This window comes from uncultured Mucilaginibacter sp. (assembly GCF_937859865.1).
Classification (GTDB): Bacteria; Bacteroidota; Bacteroidia; order Sphingobacteriales; family Sphingobacteriaceae; genus Mucilaginibacter_A.
Window position 1 is genome coordinate 1 of record NZ_CALMAT010000040.1, and the last position, 17,828, is coordinate 17,828.

13 protein-coding genes are annotated in these 17,828 nt (G+C 42.6%); 10 read left to right on the plus strand and 3 right to left on the minus strand.

Annotation, left to right across the window (positions count from 1 at the left end):
* The 9 genes from Q0192_RS04635 to bglX all read left to right on the plus strand — a co-directional run.
* Window positions 1–1,586 (plus strand): DUF5686 family protein (locus Q0192_RS04635; RefSeq protein ID WP_299286776.1); only part of this gene is annotated, 1,586 nt, incomplete at its 5' end.
* 191 nt (window positions 1,587–1,777) lie between these two features.
* Window positions 1,778–4,249 (plus strand): DUF5686 and carboxypeptidase regulatory-like domain-containing protein, encoded by a 2,472-nt coding sequence (locus tag Q0192_RS04640; RefSeq protein ID WP_299286779.1) that lies wholly within the window; start codon window positions 1,778–1,780, stop codon window positions 4,247–4,249.
* Window positions 4,250–4,394: 145 nt separating this feature from the next.
* On the plus strand, window positions 4,395–5,360 hold the full coding sequence (locus tag Q0192_RS04645; protein WP_299286782.1) for a rhodanese-related sulfurtransferase: 966 nt from the start codon (window positions 4,395–4,397) through the stop codon (window positions 5,358–5,360).
* Between the two features lie 372 nt (window positions 5,361–5,732).
* Window positions 5,733–8,735 carry a TonB-dependent receptor gene (locus Q0192_RS04650; protein WP_299286784.1) on the plus strand — a complete coding sequence of 1,001 codons (3,003 nt, stop codon included), beginning with the start codon at window positions 5,733–5,735 and terminating at the stop codon, window positions 8,733–8,735.
* A gap of 18 nt (window positions 8,736–8,753) precedes the next feature.
* Window positions 8,754–9,881 (plus strand): RagB/SusD family nutrient uptake outer membrane protein, encoded by a 1,128-nt coding sequence (locus tag Q0192_RS04655; protein WP_299286787.1) that lies wholly within the window; start codon window positions 8,754–8,756, stop codon window positions 9,879–9,881.
* Complete coding sequence (locus tag Q0192_RS04660; RefSeq protein ID WP_299286790.1) at window positions 9,832–10,224, plus strand: RagB/SusD family nutrient uptake outer membrane protein; 393 nt, start codon at window positions 9,832–9,834, stop codon at window positions 10,222–10,224. The genes Q0192_RS04655 and Q0192_RS04660 overlap by 50 nt, the downstream gene beginning before the upstream one ends.
* A gap of 65 nt (window positions 10,225–10,289) precedes the next feature.
* The gene (locus tag Q0192_RS04665; protein ID WP_299286792.1) at window positions 10,290–11,657 is read left to right on the plus strand and encodes a glucoamylase family protein; all 1,368 of its coding nucleotides are present in this window, start codon (window positions 10,290–10,292) and stop codon (window positions 11,655–11,657) included.
* A gap of 5 nt (window positions 11,658–11,662) precedes the next feature.
* A complete protein-coding gene (locus Q0192_RS04670) occupies window positions 11,663–12,331 on the plus strand; it encodes an SGNH/GDSL hydrolase family protein (protein WP_299286795.1) in 669 nt (222 codons plus the stop codon).
* A gap of 8 nt (window positions 12,332–12,339) precedes the next feature.
* The gene (gene bglX / locus Q0192_RS04675; RefSeq protein WP_299286798.1) at window positions 12,340–14,649 is read left to right on the plus strand and encodes a beta-glucosidase BglX; all 2,310 of its coding nucleotides are present in this window, start codon (window positions 12,340–12,342) and stop codon (window positions 14,647–14,649) included.
* Here the strand turns inward: bglX and Q0192_RS04680 are convergent.
* The 3 genes from Q0192_RS04680 to Q0192_RS04690 are packed head-to-tail and all read right to left on the minus strand — an operon-like array spanning window position 14,646 to window position 16,611.
* A complete protein-coding gene (locus Q0192_RS04680) occupies window positions 14,646–15,530 on the minus strand; it encodes a hypothetical protein (protein ID WP_299286801.1) in 885 nt (294 codons plus the stop codon). The genes bglX and Q0192_RS04680 overlap by 4 nt on opposite strands.
* Before the next feature lie 60 nt (window positions 15,531–15,590).
* Complete coding sequence (locus Q0192_RS04685) at window positions 15,591–15,833, minus strand: hypothetical protein (protein WP_299286804.1); 243 nt, start codon at window positions 15,831–15,833, stop codon at window positions 15,591–15,593.
* Between the two features lie 52 nt (window positions 15,834–15,885).
* On the minus strand, window positions 15,886–16,611 hold the full coding sequence (locus Q0192_RS04690) for a YebC/PmpR family DNA-binding transcriptional regulator (protein WP_299286807.1): 726 nt from the start codon (window positions 16,609–16,611) through the stop codon (window positions 15,886–15,888).
* Between the two features lie 257 nt (window positions 16,612–16,868).
* Between Q0192_RS04690 and Q0192_RS04695 the strand changes: the two genes are divergently transcribed.
* Window positions 16,869–17,726, plus strand: coding sequence for a patatin-like phospholipase family protein (locus Q0192_RS04695; RefSeq protein WP_299286809.1), 858 nt, complete (start codon window positions 16,869–16,871; stop codon window positions 17,724–17,726).
* Window positions 17,727–17,828 lie beyond the last annotated feature (102 nt).

Here is a 17,828-nt window from a genome sequence, read left to right on the forward strand (position 1 = left end):
ATTTGGAACTGTACAAAACCGCAAATATTTATTATGTAGATACCATGCGGCTTACACAGCGGTTTTTCCCGGTCAAGGGTGATATTTGGCTGCCAATGTCTGTCCGTTTTAATTACGAGGGCAAAGTAATGGGCTTTGTTTTCCGCGGTTATTACGAAGGCATTTATTCTGATTACAAAATCAACCATGCCTTTGCGCCCCATTTTTTTAACAACCAGGTTATGGAAATCCCTAAAATTGCTTACCGTCGGGATTCTGTTTATTTAGACAATAACCGGCCGGTTCCGTTAACACAGCAGGAAGAAGTTTTTTACTACAATAAAGACAGTTTGGGCAAAAAGCGGCAATCTGTACAATACCTGGATTCGGCAAAAAAAACAAACAACACCTTTTTATTTTTACCTTGGGTTTTAAACGGATATACCATTAAAAGCCAGGACACGAAGCGTTGGTACAACATCCAGTCGCCCAAAGACATTGTTTTTTATAACTCGGTTGAAGGCTGGGGCGTAAACGTGGCGCCACGTTTTAAAAAGTTTGCCTCAAACGGAAAAACATTGGAAATAAGGCCAACCGTGCGCTACAGTTTTGGCATCCCTTTGCTAAATGCCAACGTTTACGCTTCGTACCGCTACAACCCCAGCAAGCAGGCCAGTTTTTACGGAAAAATCGGGACAGATTTTCTCGACCTGAATAATTCCGGCACGGTAAGCCTTTTTTTAAATACGCTGAGTACTTTGTTTACCGAGCATAATTTGTTGAAGCTTTACCAGTCGAAATTTGTGCAGGTTGGTACGCAAGGCGAAGTAGAAAACGGCATTTTGCTGAACGGTTTGCTGGAATATTCAGACCGGCGGAGCTTAAACAATTTATACAACGATAGTACGCAGGTTACACCGGTAAAAAACCGTTTGGGCGTGCCCGAACAATCCAACAACCCTTTAGACCCCTACAGTGATGTGCCGCTTTTTCCGCGCTACCAGTCGTTGTCTTTCAGCGGTTCGGCCACTTTTACTTTTAGCCAGCAATACACGCAGCGGCCAGACGGCAAATACATCGAGCCTTCGCCTTATCCGCGTTTAAGGGTAAACTACCGCAAAGGTTTCCCTGTTTTAGGTTCGGATGTGAATTATGATTTCCTTTCGGTTGATGTTTTTCAGGACCGGGTCCGTACCGGCGTTTTGGGCTATTCATCTTACTTCTTTTCTGCCGGCTCGTTTTTGAACCATAAAAGCTTGTATTATCCGGATTATAAACAGTTTCGTGGCGGCCAGCCCTTTATTTTTGATTCGTCTTTGGGCAGTTTCCATTACCTCAATTATTACGCTTACAGTACCAACCGCCATTACTTAGAAGGCCATTACGAGCATAATTTTGGCGGCTACCTTTTTAACCGCATGCCCTTGCTGCGCAAGTTGCGTTTGGAGGAAATTGTCGGCGGCTCTTTTCTCACCCAAAACCTGCAATCCAACTACCACGAGTTTTATATCGGGGTACGAAAACTGCTCATCCGTTTTGATTATGGTTTTGCTTTTGATGGCCACAACAAAATTTACCAGGGCTTTAGGTATGTGTACAGTTTGTAATAAAGCACTAAAAAAGTACCGATAAAAGAAGCATCGGGCAGTTTATCGAAATTAGTAACGGTTTCGGCAAAACCTTTTGGCACAAAACACTATATTCATGGCGTAAATTTGCCAGTCCGCAATCATTAATAACGTAATTTTAAACAGCAAAAACGATGGTTGGTTTTTAGCCCTTATTTATCTTTATCACAATGAAAAAAAAATTACGCCTATTTTTTATAGCCCAGTTTTTAATTAGTGCGGCTTTTTGCCAGCAGGTAGTTATCTCCGGAAAAATCACCGATGCAGATGGCAAACCAATCCCTTTTACTTCCATCTACCTAAAAAACACCACGCAAGGCACTTCGGCCAATGATAAAGGTTTGTACCAGTTGCGCATCAGCCCGGGAACTTACGATGTGATTTACCGCTTTGTGGGCTTTAAAGAGAAGGTAGAACACTTATCGGTAGCAAACAATTTAGAGCACGATGTGGTGCTGGACAAAGAAATTTACCAGCTAAAAGAAGTATCGGTAAACGGCAACGGCGAAGACCCGGCTTATGCCATCATCCGCAAAACGGTTGCACGGCGTAAACAACATTTAACCGAGTTGAAAGCCTATTCCTGCGATGTTTACATCAAAGGCGTGCAAAAACTACTGAGTGCGCCCAAAAAGATTTTAGGCCGTGATGTGCAAAAAGTTTTACAATTGGATTCTAACCGGAAAGGCATAATTTACTTGTCGGAGTCCGAGTCGCATTTCAATTTTGAAGCGCCGGACAAGATTAAAGAAGTGATGGTTTCTTCCAAAATTGCAGGCCGCAACAATGCATTCAGTTTTAACCGCGCTTCCGATCTGCAATTGTCTTTTTATCAAAACCTCATTACTTTGGATGGTTTGACCAATCGTGGTTTTGTTTCGCCCGTTGCCGATAACGCGCTGTTTTATTACCGTTACAAACTGCTTGGAACGGATGTCATCAACGGGCAAACGGTTGATAAAATCCAAGTGATCCCGCGGCGGCAGTTTGACCCGGTTTTTCGCGGCAACATTTATATTGTAGATGGGCAATGGCGCATTTACAGTGTTGATTTGCATTTGACCAAAGAGTCGCAAATCAATTTTGTGGACACTTTAAACTTGAGCCAGCAATATATCCCGGTCAAAAACAACATTTGGCAACCGGCTTTTGTGCAGTTTGCTTTCAAAGGCAAAGTGTTGGGTTTTCAGTTTGATGGTTATTTCATCGGCATTTACAGCAATTATAATGTTGACCCAAAGTTTCCGAAAGGTTTTTTTAATGGCGAGATCATGAAGATCACCAAAGGCGTCAACAAAAAAGATTCGGTTTATTGGAACCAAAACCGCCCGGTTCCGCTAACGGCGGAAGAAAGCAAAAACTATAAATTTCGGGACGATACGGCCGGCCATAAAAACACCAAGCACTATTTGGATTCGGTAGAACGCGCCAATAACCACTTTAAAGTGCTTCCTTTTTTAATTACCGATTACACCAAAAACGACCGGTATGACCATACGTCCATCACTTTTCCGGCTTTTTACAAGCAAATCCATTACAACACAGTGGAAGGTTTTGCCGTCAATTTAAAAGCCACTTATACCAAAAGCGACGAAGACCGGCGTGCTTTTTCTATCACCCCAAATTTGCGCTACGGTTTTTCCAATCACCTTTTAAGTTTAAATGCGGTTGCCAGTTATCGTTACGATCCAATTAACCAGGGAACGATTTATGGAAAAATTGGTTCGGATGTTTTGGATTTGAATAATTTGGGCACACAAAGTTTGCTCATCAACTCGCTTGGAACATTGTTGTACAACCAAAATTACGTCAAACTTTACCGCAACGAATCTGTGATGATTGGCACACAGCGCGAAGTAACAAACGGCATTTTGCTAAATGGCCAGTTGGAATATGCCAACCACAAACAATTGTACAACACGGCCATGCTGGATAAGATCAACCAGGACAATAAGCTTACTTCCAACAATCCTTTAAACCCGGCCGCCGAAACGCAATTGTTTCCAACTTACCAGTCTTTAACTTTTCGTGGTAGTGCTTTGTTTACGTTCGACCAGCAATATACCACGCGCCCCGACGGCCGTTTTTACCAACCTTCCAAGTATCCGCAAGTGCGGTTAAACTACCGTAAAGCTTTTGGCATTTTGGGTTCTGATGAAAACTATGATTATGGCTCGATCCATGTTTTTCAAAATAAAATCCCCATCGGCTTGTATGGCTATTCTTCTTTCCTGGTTTCTGCCGGAAAATTTTTCGACCGGAAACAGGTTTTTTACCCGGACTACAAACACTTTTTGGGCAACGAAAGCTTAACGTTCAACCCAAGTATCGGCTCTTTCCACTTTTTGGATTATTATCCCTACAGCACCCGGACACAATATTTAGAAGGCCATTACGAGCATAATTTTTCGGGTTTTTTGTTGAACAAAGTGCCATTTATGCGCCAGTTTAAATTGGAAGAACTTGTTGGCGCTTCCTATCTGACCCAGCAACAAGCGTTGGGCAGCCTCACCAAAGCTTACAATAGTTACACTGAATTTTATGTGGGTTTGCAACGCTTTATTTTTCGGGTTGATTACGGCTTCGCTTACAATGCCGAAAAGAAAGTACACCAGGGCTTCAGGATTTATTATGGATTTTGAGAGAGGTGAAAGGTAAAGGGTTGAAAGGTGAAAGGAATGCACCGTTTTATCTTCTTACCTTTCGCCTTAACACCTTTCACCTTCCAACCTTTCTCCTTACTTTTGCGCTTCATTTTACGCTGTTTACACCAGTATCAATGTTGTTATGAAATACCAGACCCTTTTATATTATTGCTATTCTCCAATTGAAAATGCAGAAGTTTTTGCTGCCGATCATTTGAAATTTTGTAAAAGCCTAAATTTAGTTGGGCGCGTAATTGTGGCCGATGAAGGCTTAAACGGAACAATTTCGGGCATAAAAGAAGCATGCGAAACCTATATGCAAACTTTACACGCCGACCCAAGGTTTGCCAAAATTGATTTTAAGGTTGATGACGTGGCCGAACCAACTTTTGTGAAAATGCACGTCCGGTACAAGTCCGAAATTGTACATTCAGGTTTGCGCGACCCGCAAATGATTGACCCAAACAAACAAACCGGCATCCATTTGGAACCAAAAGAATTTATGGAGATGAAAGACCGCGACGATGTAATTGTGCTGGATGTGCGCTCCAACTACGAACATAACCTGGGCAAATTTAAAAACGCGGTAACTTTGGATATTGAAAATTTCCGCGATTTTCCGGAGATGATCAACCGGCTTGCTTCTTTTAAGGATAAAAAAATACTGACGTACTGCACCGGCGGCATCAAATGCGAAAAAGCTTCAGCTTTGCTTTTGCACGAAGGTTTTGAAAACGTTTACCAGTTGCACGGCGGCATTATTAAATACGGCAAGGAAGTTGGCGGAAAAGATTTTGAAGGCAAGTGTTATGTGTTTGACAACCGTTTGTCGGTTGATGTTAATTCGGTAAACCCGGTCGTTATTTCCCGTTGTTTTAACTGCGGAAAAGAAACGCCAAAAATGATCAATTGCGCCAACCCGGAATGCAACGAGCATTTTACGCAATGCGACGAATGCGGCTGGCAATTGGATGGCTGTTGTTCTGAAAATTGCAAAAGCCATCCAAGAAAAAGGGTTTATGACGGAACCGGCTATTATGTAAAAGTGCCGCAACCGGTGAATGCATCAGCAAAAAAGAATAAATCAGGACAATTACAGGCTGGTTAAATTCGGCCTAAATAAATAGCAAACGATGCTTCTTTTATGCCAGTAAAAGAAGCATCGTTTTTTTAAAGCCTGTTTAAAAATTAATACTTCTTAAAGTTTCTATGCTTCTTTTACCCTATAAAAATTGGTGCGTAGTTGGTTTTCGATTTGTTGAGGTTAACACAAACACCAATTTTTATAGGGTAAAAGAAGCATTACGATCAATCCAGAAAATATCGAAGGATTTTGTACAAATTTAAACAGGTACTTAAACCAAGCGGGAAGCTTTTATTTGTGGCATCGCAAAAACTTTTTTTTAGCATAAGAAGTTAAGTTGTATTTTTGACCCTATACTTTCTAATTTCAAATCCAACAACCAAAACAATTCTTTTTATGAGAAAACTTTTTACCAACCTAACCGGTGCGGTACTGGTGTTTATTCTTTTTTTAAATGCTGCTTTTGCCCAACAAAATGTCAAGGGAAAAATCACGGACGCCACAACAGGCGAAACATTGATTGGCGTAAGCGTTTTAGTAAAAGGAAGTACGACCGGTACACAAACTGATGTTAACGGTACGTTCAGCATTATTGCGCCCGCTAATTCCACGCTCACTTTTACTTACGTTGGTTATACCACGCAAGAAGTGGCAGTCAACAATCAAACGACCATCAATGTTAAACTGGCTTCGGCAGCAACACAACTGGCGCAGGTGGTGGTGGTTGGTTATGGCACGCAACGAAAAATTGATGTTACCGGTTCGGTTGCGCAAATTAAAGGCGAGGAATTATCCAAACAGCCAGACCCAAACCCGGTAAGTGCTTTACAGGGAAAAGTTGCGGGATTGCAAGTTACCAATTCGGGCCAGCCTGGCGCTTCTCCGCAAATTATCATCCGCGGTACAGGTACTGTTTATGGCAGCAATACACCGCTTTATGTGGTGGATGGTGTTTGGTATGATGATATTAACTTCCTCAACTCCAACGATATCGAAAGCATGAGCATTTTAAAGGATGCTTCCAGCGAATCTATTTACGGTGTAAGGGCGGCAAACGGCGTAGTGTTGGTTACTACCAGAAAAGGCAAAGGCAAACCAACTGTAAATTATAATGCTTACGTAGGCTTCCAAACTGTAACGAACAAATTAAAAATGGCCAATGCATCGCAGTACGCAATTTTGGTTAATGAACTAAACGGGACAACTACTTTTGCCAATCCGGCAAGTTTAGGCGTCGGTACAAATTGGTACGATCAAATTTTACGCAATGCTTTTACCACCAGCCATAATCTTTCTGTCAGTGGCGGTACGGATAAATCTTCTTATAATTTTTCTATAGGTTATTTACAGCAGGATGGAACTGTAAACAAAAACACCTACGACCGTATCACTTCGCATTTGCAGCAAGATGTCAATTTATCTAATAACCTTAAAATTGGCTACAGCGCGGTATTGCAAGGCAGCGGTTCTACGGATGTTCCCAGTGATATTGTTTACCATAGTTTTACCGCGTCTCCGGTAGTGCCTGTTTATAACCCGGACGGCACTTACGGTGATCCGGCAAAGTATCCGATCGGCAACATTCCTAATAACCCGAAAGCTGAGCTGGATTATTTTGATCAGAAAACACGGAACTACACCTTGTCAGGAAATGTGTACGGCGATTTAACTTTTGCCAAATATTTTAAATTTCATACCAGTTTTGGCGGCCAGGTTGCTCAAAACAATACTGACAATTATGTTCCGGTTTACAAAGCAACGACCAACCAATACAGTTTAAGAAGTTTACTAACGCTAACCGAGTTGCAAACCCGTAATTGGATAGCCGAAAACACTTTAACGTTTGATAAAACTTTTGCCGAAGAACATAAACTAACCGTATTGTTAGGTCAAACTGGGCAACATTACAAAACCTACAATAGTACAGCTTCTGCCTATGATGTGCCTAACAATACCTCCGGAGACCGGTATCTTACCTTGGGCAGCGCGACAGACAGAAGTGTAAATGACGGAGGTTCGCTGGCCACTTATTCCTCTTATTTCGGCCGGGTCAATTATGCTTTCCGGGATAAATATTTGCTCAATGCGTCCTTGCGTGCTGATGGTTCTTCCAAGTTTTTGGGCAACCAGCGCTGGGGCTATTTTCCTTCAATTGGCGCAGGCTGGGTCATCAGCAACGAAGAGTTTATGAAAAACCAGCATATCTTCGATAATTTAAAACTGAGAGGCAGTTGGGGTAAAGTAGGAAATGCATCTGTGCCATCAAACTTATCAATATTAACCGTAACCCGAGGCGCGTATCTTACCTCTGCAAATGGCGGGGTGCCAGGCACCGGCGCTAACATTACTACTTTGGTTAATCCGGTTACTTACTGGGAACGTGGTGTAGGAACTGATATAGGTTTGGAAGCAGCATTTTTAAACAATGGTTTAACATTTGAAGCAGATTACTACGAAAAAAGAACAGAACAAGCCATTTTTGCAATCCCAGTGCTGGCTTCTCTGGGTACTACAAACGGTACAATTATTGGCAATCAGGCTACTTTCAGGAACAGAGGGCTTGAATTTACGGCCAACTGGAGGCAAACTGTAAGTGATGACTTTTCTTACTCTATTGGCGGAAACTTCAGTTTCAATAACAATAAAGTACTATCTGTAATTACAGGCAACAACCCTATTTACGCCGGTGCAGGCGCAACAGGCGGGCAGTTAACCACCATTACACAAGCAGGCTTGCCAATTGGCGTGTTTTATGGTTACAAAGTACAAGGCGTGTTTCAAAATGCTGCACAAATAGCTTCTTCGGCACAAAAAGATGCCAGCCCCGGCGACTTTAAATACCAGGATACCAATGGTGATGGTGTTATTGATGCCCGGGACCGTGTGGTTTTAGGCAATCCAAATCCGAAATATTTGTACGGTTTAAATACGAATTTCAAGTTTAAACAATTTGATTTGACTGTGGATGTGCAGGGCGTGGGCAAGGTTGATTTATACAACGCCAATAAAGGCTTGCGTTACGGTGCCGAAAACTTTACACAGGATTTTTACAACCACCGCTGGCATGGAGACGGTACATCAAACACCTATCCTTCGGCCAATATTGGCGGAGGAGCAAATTATTATCCAAACAGTTGGTTTGTAGAAGATGGCAGCTATATAAGGTTGAGAAACGTGCAATTAGGTTATAATTTGCCTGACAATGTTGTAAAAAAATTGAGAATACAACGGTTCAGGATTTATGCCAGTGCCCAAAATGCAATCAACCTGTTTGGTTATAAAGGCTTTAACCCGGAAATAGGCGGACAAGGCGATCAGCCGGCATTAAGCCGCGGCATAGATACTGGCGTTTATCCTTTATTTGCCACCTACAATTTAGGTGTAAATGTTACTTTTTAATCCCTAAAAATTTCCGTCATGTTAAATTATAAAAATAAAATTACAATTCCTTTTTTATTGGCAATACTTCTTTTATCGGTACAAAGTTGTAAAAAAAGTTTTTTAGATGTTCCGCCGCAAGCGCAGCAAACCAGTGAAACCTTTTTTACAACAGCGGCAGATGCAACGGCAGCAGTTAATTCTATTTATGCTAATTTACGCTCCTTTGATCAGGTAGCTTTTGGCGCTATAGCTATTGAAAGCGTCCCTTCGGATGAAACTGAAAAAGGCAGCAGCCCAAGTGATGCCACTTTTTTTAACCTGTATGATAACTTTACTTACACCTCTACCGAAGGCCAAGTGTTTGGGTTTTGGAGCGGCCTGTACCAGGAAGTAAACCTTTGCAACCAGGTTTTGGATAATGTTCCTGCCATCAACATGGATGCAGCTTTAAAAGCACGATACCTCGGAGAAGCAAAATTTGTACGTGCGTACACTTATTTCAGATTGGTTCGAGCTTATGGCGGCGTGCCTTTACGTTTGCATGTTCCTGCCGATCAAACACAATATAACATTCCGAGAAATTCTGCCACAGAGGTTTATGCCGCAGTAGAACAAGATTTGACCGATGCAGCATCTGTATTGCCTCAAAGTTACAGTTCAGCCGATGTTGGCCGGATCACAAAAGGCGCTGCCCTTGCCTTACATGCCAAAGTAGCGATGTATCAAAAAAAATGGGCAGATGTGCTTACTTATACCAACCAGGTGATGGGCTTGGGTTATTCTTTGTTTCCAAATTTTGAACAAATGTTTCGCATCGCCAACGAAAACTGTTCCGAATCTGTTTTCGAAATTCAATGTCAAAGTTTTCCAAACGTTATCGGTGCATCAACCAGCCAATACTCACAAGTACAAGGTGTACGTGCGCAAACAGGCGGCGGTTGGGGCTTTAATGTTCCTACAACTGCTTTAGTCAATGCATTTGAACCCGGAGACCCGAGGATGGATGCCACCATTATTTTTAGGGGCGAAACCACGCCCGAAGGCGACAAAGTTGATCCGGTTGGCGATAACCCGCGCTATAACCAAATCATATGTGCCTTTTACCGTGCCTTTTGTGCAAAACGAAGGCGAAGATCAAAATATTCGTGTCATTCGTTATGCTGAAGTTTTGCTGATGAATGCCGAGGCAGCCAACGAAACAGGCAATTCAGCAGCGGCATTAAATTCGCTCGAAATGGTTCGGGCAAGGGCACGCGGAAGTAATACCAGCATCTTGCCAAAGGTTACCACAACCGATCAAACAGCTTTGCGCCAAGCTATTTGGCATGAACGGCAAGTGGAACTGGCCATGGAATTTGATCGTTTTTTTGATGTGGTTCGGCAGGGCAGAGGGCCGGCAGTGTTTGGGGCAAAAGGTTTTAAAGCAGGTAAAAATGAATTAATGCCAATCCCGCAAAGCGAAATTGATTTGAGCGGCGGAAAGCTTACCCAAAATCCGGGTTATTAAAAACAAGTTTTTTACAGCCGGAATAGCTTTATTCCGGCTTTATTGTTTCTTACAATACCAAAAATATGCCGATAAAAAGAGTATTCCCCAAACCCGGTTTTCCCATCCTGTTGCTGTTGCATACTGTTTTTATCGCCCTAAATTCACTAACGCTTCAAGCTCAAACTACAAAAAAACTAACCGACAACAAATTGTTGGATACGGTGCAGCAGCGCACTTTTCAATACTTTTGGAAAGGTGCAGATTCGGTTTCGGGCATGGCACACGAACGTATCCACATGGACGGCGTTTATCCTGATCATGACCAAACCACTATTGCTACCGGCGCTTCGGGTTTTGGTGTGATGGCGATTTTGGTTGGGATGGAACGCCATTTTATCACCAAGAAACAAGGCACAGAACGTTTTGAAAAAATTGTTGGTTTTTTGGAGAAAGCTGAACGTTATCATGGCGCGTATTCCCATTGGATGCTGCCGGACGGAAAATCAAAAGCATTTGGCAAAACAGATAATGGCGGCGATTTGGTAGAAACTTCTTTTTTGATGCAGGGTTTGCTTTGTGTGAGGCAATATTACGCAAACGGAAACCCCGAAGAAAAGCAATTGGCTGCCCGTATTGATAAAATATGGAAAGGCGTGGACTACAACTGGTACCGGCAGGGCGATAAAAACGTATTGTATTGGCATTGGTCGCCACAATATAACTGGATTGAAAACTTCCCGGTGCAAGGTTATAATGAATGTTTGATCTTGTATGTGCTGGCTGCATCTTCTCCAACACACACAATTCCGGCCGTGGTTTACCACGAAGGCTGGGCGCGCAGCGGTGGCATCGAAACCAACATCAAGCCTTATGGCTACCTCATCACTTTAAAACACAATGTGGTTGGCGAAACGGTTGGTCCGCTTTTCTGGGCACATTATTCTTACCTCGGCCTCAACCCAAAAGGTTTGAAAGATCAATATGCAGATTATTGGTCGAACAACCGCAACACCACTTTAATTAACCGTGCATACTGCATCCAAGACCCCAAAAAATACACAGGTTACGGCGAGAATTGCTGGGGCTTAACGGCCAGTTATTCTGTAAACGGTTATGCTGCCCATGCACCCAATGTTAAGGATGATTTAGGTGTGATTTCTCCAACAGCAGCCATTTCTTCATATCCTTACACGCCGAAAGAATCCATGAAAGTCATTCGGCATTTGTATGAAGGTTTAGGCGATAAAGTTTGGGGCGAATACGGTTTTTATGATGCTTTCAGCGAAACGGCAAACTGGTATCCAAAAAAATATTTAGGCATAGACCAGGGGCCGGAAGTAGTGATGATTGAAAATGGGCGTTCGGGTTTATTGTGGAAACTGTTTATGAGTTGCCCGGAAGTAAAATCAGGGTTAAAAAAATTAGGCTTTAGCAGCCCGAATATCAATTGATCGAGATGAAAAAACGACTACTGTTGATGCTTCTTTTACCGGCATTTTTTTGGTCTCCGAAAGTTTCTGCCCAGCAAAAACACGCTTTTTACGACGAAATTGAAGCTTTTAAAAAGCAGGACAGCATTCATCCGCCGCCAAAAAACGGTATTGTATTTATCGGCAGTTCATCGTTGAGGAAGTGGACGGATCTGGAGAAAACTTTTGCTGCTTACCAAGCTATCAACCGCGGTTTTGGCGGTTCTACTTTAACCGATGCTATTTTTTATGTGAACAATCTGGTTGATCCTTACCAACCAAGGCAGATTGTAATTTATAGCGGCGAAAATGATATTGCTGAAGGTAATGTTTCTGCGGAAACCATTTTAAATCGTTTCAAAACGCTGTTTACTTTGATCCGTCAAAAACTTCCGCTCGTTCCGGTTGCTTTTATTTCGATCAAGCCAAGCCCAAGCCGGGCCAAATTCCGGCAAACTATAATTGAATCGAATCAGCTGATTAAAAAGTATCTTCATGGTCAGCCAAAAACGACTTTCATTAATATTTACGATTTGATGTTGGACAATAAAAAGCAAATGCGGCCGGAGCTTTATGTTGAAGACCAATTGCACATGAACGAAAGAGGCTACGAAATCTGGACGAAAGCCATCGAGCCTTATTTAATTAAACCCTAATTTTTTGTATGAAAAAAAATACTTTCTGCTTCACTATAATCCTTTCTTTAATTTTTACCGATGCTGTTTTTAGCCAGCAAAAAAAGGTGAACGCCACGGCAAACACCCAGCAAATGAACCAGTTTGTTGCTGCTTTAATGAAGAAAATGACGCTGGAAGAAAAAATCGGGCAGCTTAATTTACCCAGTTCCGGCGATTTTACCACCGGAACGGCCAGCAATAGTGATATTGAGCAAAAAATGAAAGCCGGGCAGGTTGGCGGTTTGTTCAACATTAAATCTGTTGCAAAAATCCGGGCGGCACAACAATTTGCAGTCGAAAACAGCCGGTTAAAAATTCCCTTGATTTTTGGGATGGACGTGATACACGGCTATCAAACCGTTTTCCCGATCCCTTTGGGCTTGTCTTGCAGTTGGGACATGCAGGCCATCGAAAGAAGTGCCCAAATTGCTGCCGCTGAAGCCAGCGCCGACGGAATTTGCTGGACGTTTTCGCCCATGGTTGATATTTCCCGCGACCCGCGTTGGGGCCGCATGTCTGAAGGTTCGGGAGAAGACCCTTATCTCGGTTCTCAAATTGCACGCGCGATGGTAAAAGGTTATCAGGGAGAAAATTACGCGCAGCCCAACAACATTATGGCTTGTGTAAAACATTATGCTTTGTACGGGGCCGTAGAAGCAGGACGGGAATACAATACAGTGGATATGAGCCGCGTACGGATGTTTAACGAATACATGCCGCCCTATAAAGCAGCCGTTGACGCTGGTGCTGGAAGCCTAATGGCTTCTTTTAACGAGGTGGACGGCATCCCAGCAACCGGCAATAAATGGTTGCTAACCAATGTTTTGCAAAAGCAATGGGGCTTTAACGGTTTTGTGGTAACGGATTTCACCGGGATCAACGAAATGACTGCTCATGGCATGGGCGACTTGCAGCAGGTTTCGGCATTGGCATTGAAAGCAGGTGTAGATATGGACATGGTTGGGGAAGGTTTTCTCACCACGCTAAAAAAATCTTTATCAGAAGGAAAAGTAACGCAACAGGACATTGACCAGGCTTGCCGAAAGGTTTTGGAAGCCAAATACAAACTGGGCTTGTTTGCCGACCCTTACCGTTTTTGCAATGTAAAAAGGGCACAAACCGAAATTTATACAGCAGCAAACCGGAAAGCTGCCCGCGAAATTGCAGCAAAAAGTTTTGTTCTCCTGAAAAACCAAAACAACATTTTACCGCTTAAAAAAAGCGGGACGATTGCTTTAATAGGCCCGTTGGCTGATGCCAAAGAAAATATGAGCGGCACATGGAGCGTTGCTGCCGATCCTACAAATTACAAATCGTTAGTTACCGCTTTGAAAGATGCGGCCGGAAACAAAGCCAAAATTGTTTATGCCAAAGGTTCTAACCTGGATGCTGATTCTGCTTTTGAAACCCGTGCCACCATGTTTGGAAAATCGCTGCACCGCGATCCTCGCCCGGAAAACGAAATTTTGCAGGAAGCGTTGAGGACAGCCGAAAAAGCAGATGTAATTGTGGCTGCCGTTGGCGAATCCGCAGAAATGAGCGGCGAAAGCAGCAGCCGGAGCAATATTCAAGTCCCAAAAATTCAACAAGATTTAGTGCAAGCCTTGCTAAAAACCGGCAAACCTGTTGTGCTGGTTTTGTTTACCGGCCGTCCGCTTGATTTGACCTGGGAAAGCAAAAACGTACCAGCCATATTAAACGTGTGGTTTGGCGGATCGGAAGCCGGAGATGCCATTGGTGATGTTTTGTTTGGCAACGTAAACCCTTCCGGGAAGCTGACGGCTACTTTCCCGCAAAATGTTGGTCAGGTGCCTTTGTATTACAACCACAAAAATACGGGCCGCCCGCTGGGCGAAGGCGAATGGTTCCAAAAGTTCCGTTCCAATTATTTAGATGTTTCCAACGATCCGCTTTATCCTTTTGGTTTTGGTTTGAGCTATACTTCTTTTACCTATGAAAAACCGGTGCTGGATAAAAGCCAAATCCGCAAAACAGACCAGTTAAAAGTAAATGTTAAAGTTACCAATACCGGAAATTACGATGGCGAAGAAGTGGTGCAACTGTACATTCAGGATTTGGTTGGCTCGATAACACGGCCAGTTAAAGAGCTGAAAGGCTTTCAAAAGATTTTTCTAAAAAAAGGGGAAAGCCGGAATGTTCAATTTACCATCGTTAACAACGACCTGAAATTTTACAATTCTGATTTAAAATTTGACTCGGAACCCGGAGATTTTAAAGTTTATACCGGCACAAATTCTCATGATGTAAAAGAAGCATTGTTCACTTTATTGCCTTAGTCGTCATTTTTAGGCGGGTTTTCTGCTGCTGGTTTCGGCTTATTTTTCATTTGGAAGCGGGGCTTGTAAACAGGCTTCGCTTCTTCTGTTTTCGGTTGTGGGTTTTCTGTTGCCAGTTCCGGTACTTTTTTTTCAGTTTCTGATGCTTCTTTTACCACATCTTTTTTGATATTTTGCATATTGAACCTCGGCTTAAAAGCTGGTTTTGCAGGTTCAGGTTGCGGATTTTCGGTTGCCGGTTCTGGTTTAATTTCTACTTCCGGTTCCGGCATTTCAGCTTCGGTTTCTGATGCTTCTTTTACCACATCTTTTTTGATGTTTTGCATGTTGAACCTCGGCTTAAAAGCTGGTTTCGCAGGTTCGCGCTCGTCAATCTTTTCTTCCTCGCTCTTAACCAAATTAACTTCTTTCTCGGCTTCCGGTTTTTTAATATTTTTAGCGTTGAAGCGCGGTTTAAAAGTAGGTTTTGCTGTTGCACCTTCCAAATTGGTTACCGGATGGTTTTCTATGATTGATTTTTCAATTTCAGTTAACGAAATATCCTGATCCGATACGTTTTCCTCAGTCAAAAACGGTAAATTATCTTCTTTAAATTTCGGCCTTTCAATCCCTGCATCTACGTTTTGTGCCGCTGCAACCGCAACGCCTTGTACCGCCGTTTGCGAAATCGCTTCGGCCTGTACTTTATGCGGTTTTGCTTCTGTTGCCAAAGGATACAAGCGGCGTAAATTGTTAAACCAGTACTTTTTGGTATGGTCAAAGCTTTTTTCGCCCATTAAGGGATAATGTTTGCTAAACTCAACAAACAAACTTGGCTCGGCCTGTTGCAGTTGCTGCAGGTCTATCCTTTTCTTTTTGAAAAACTCTTCGAAAGTCAGCATCAATTTCTGAAAATTATTGAAGTAAATGATTGGCTTGCATTTTTCAAAGTTTTGGCATAATCACTTTTTGTCCAATTTGGCTTCCAGCTTTTCCAACCGGTCAACAATTTGATCATTCATACTAAATAATCGTTCATTAAAAATTTGTTGTTGGTCAAACTGGTTAAGCGTACCTTCCATAAATGAGGTTAGAGCTTTATTTTGAAGTTCGAGCGTTTCGGAATGTTTATTTAATATCTCAGAATGTTGATCCAGTTTTCGCAACATATCAGCAATTATTTCGAGCAAATCTTTATCAGCCATAATTTTAAAATTCTAAGATACTTCTTTTACCACATAAAAATCAGTGCAACAATTACTCCGCCATATTGTGATAAACGGCCTGCACGTCGTCGTCGTCTTCCAGCTTGTCAATCAGTTTCATCACATCGGCAACTTGTTCTTCGGTTACATCATGGTGAGATTGGGCAATGCGTTCCAGTTTCGCACTTTTGGTTTCGATGCTTTTTTCTTCAAGCGCTTTTTGCATTTTTCCGAAATCTTCGTATGCCGTATGGATAACCGCCAGGTCGTTTCCTTCTTCATCGGTTTCCACAAACAGGTCTTCCAGTCCGGCATCAATCAGTTCCAGTTCCAGCTCGTCCAAATCCACATCTTTCGGCTCAAAAGTAAACACAGATTTCCGGCTGAAAATAAAATCCAGCGAACCAGTTTTTCCCAGCGAACCATTGGTTTTGGTAAAATAACTGCGCACATTGGCCACCGTCCGGTTTGTGTTGTCCGTAGCGGTTTCTACCAAAACGGCAACGCCGTGCGGCGCGTAACCTTCGTACACAATCTCCTCGTAATTGCCTTCGTCTTTGCTGGTAGCGCGTTTGATGGCCGCTTCCACGCGGTCTTTCGGCATGTTTACGGCTTTGGCGTTTTGCATCACCGTTTTTAACCTCGAGTTCGTGTCCGGGCTTGCCCCGCCGGCTTTCACCGCCATCACAATTTCTTTGCCTAAACGCGTAAACTGTACGGCCATTTTGGCCCATCTTTTAAATTTTCTTTCTTTCCGAAATTCAAATGCTCTTCCCATTTATGTTTTTTGGTTGATGGTTAATAGTTCATGGCCGATAGCTATCAGCCTTCAGCAATCAGCAACAAAGTTAGAAATTTGTGTTGAAGGTTTAAGATTTCAATAAATACGGATACTTCTTTTATGCACTAAAAATTGGTGTTTCACGAACTGGTCTCTATTCCTAATTAAAAAATTCCTCTAATTTTGTTTGATCTTATTAGGAACAAAATCTATAATATTTTTTTACTTTTAAGATTGAAATTAACAAAAACACGATGAGTTCAAATCAAATTACAACACATGACAGCGCGGTTATTTTAGGCGGTGGAGGAATTACCGCTATCGGCTGGGAGATTGGAATTCTAAGCGGCTTATTGGAAAGTGGGGTAGAATTGCATAAAGCAAACACGGTTTTTGGAACATCCGCAGGAGCGTTTGTTGGAGTAGCCCTTTCAAGCGGTTATGATATGGAGCAACTTTTTAAAGCCCAGTTAGAACGGAATGATACAGAAATACCTGCAACAGCCAATAAAGAAATCATGAATGCTTGGTATGAAGCATTTAAGATTGGTGGAAATGACAGACAGAAGGTGGGTACCGCTTTTGGAAACATTGCCAAAGCCAACCCTGAACCTGTGCCGGTTTCTCAACGCCAAATGGTGGTTCAAAACAGATTAGTGACTACAACATGGCCACAAACATTGAAGGTAACTACAATAGAGGCTGAAACAGGACAATTGAACGTTTTAGACCATACTTCAGGAATATCTTTAGTTGACGCTGTATCTGCAAGTGGCGCTGTTCCGGGTATTTGGCCGATAGTAGAATGGAACGGCAGGAAATGGATTGATGGCGGAATGGTATCTTCTACCAATGTGTTGCTGTCGGCCGGATACAAAACAGTTCTTGTTCTTGCCCCGATGCCACAAGGATATGGTTTAATCCCAGGCGTAGTGGAAGACATTGAGACAATGAAACCTCAGACAGATGTATTCCTTATTGTGCCCGATGCAGAGAGTAAAGCTGCGATCGGCATCAATCCGTATGACCCTACGCATAAAAGTGCGGCAGCTATTGCTGGCCGTAACCAGGGCAGAAAGGTTGCTGCGGCTGTAAAAGCAAAATGGATTTGAAAGGTGAGAAGTTGTAATACGAAAACATTATTTTCTTTTAATAAATTCTAAAGACATCGATCCAATTATAAAAATTATCGTTGCTGGCGATGCTTCTTGTAT

What these genes read in the sequence shown, in the direction of transcription:
- Q0192_RS04640 (WP_299286779.1), top strand. Translation starts at nt 1,778, where the DNA reads ATGAAAAAAAAATTACGCCTATTTTTTATAGCCCAGTTTTTAATTAGT.
- Q0192_RS04645 (WP_299286782.1), top strand. Translation starts at nt 4,395, where the DNA reads ATGAAATACCAGACCCTTTTATATTATTGCTATTCTCCAATTGAAAAT.
- Q0192_RS04650 (WP_299286784.1), top strand. Translation starts at nt 5,733, where the DNA reads ATGAGAAAACTTTTTACCAACCTAACCGGTGCGGTACTGGTGTTTATT.
- Q0192_RS04655 (WP_299286787.1), top strand. Translation starts at nt 8,754, where the DNA reads ATGTTAAATTATAAAAATAAAATTACAATTCCTTTTTTATTGGCAATA.
- Q0192_RS04665 (WP_299286792.1), top strand. Translation starts at nt 10,290, where the DNA reads ATGCCGATAAAAAGAGTATTCCCCAAACCCGGTTTTCCCATCCTGTTG.
- Q0192_RS04670 (WP_299286795.1), top strand. Translation starts at nt 11,663, where the DNA reads ATGAAAAAACGACTACTGTTGATGCTTCTTTTACCGGCATTTTTTTGG.
- bglX (WP_299286798.1), top strand. Translation starts at nt 12,340, where the DNA reads ATGAAAAAAAATACTTTCTGCTTCACTATAATCCTTTCTTTAATTTTT.
- Q0192_RS04680 (WP_299286801.1), bottom strand. Translation starts at nt 15,530, where the DNA reads ATGCTGACTTTCGAAGAGTTTTTCAAAAAGAAAAGGATAGACCTGCAG.
- Q0192_RS04685 (WP_299286804.1), bottom strand. Translation starts at nt 15,833, where the DNA reads ATGGCTGATAAAGATTTGCTCGAAATAATTGCTGATATGTTGCGAAAA.
- Q0192_RS04690 (WP_299286807.1), bottom strand. Translation starts at nt 16,611, where the DNA reads ATGGGAAGAGCATTTGAATTTCGGAAAGAAAGAAAATTTAAAAGATGG.
- Q0192_RS04695 (WP_299286809.1), top strand. Translation starts at nt 16,869, where the DNA reads ATGAGTTCAAATCAAATTACAACACATGACAGCGCGGTTATTTTAGGC.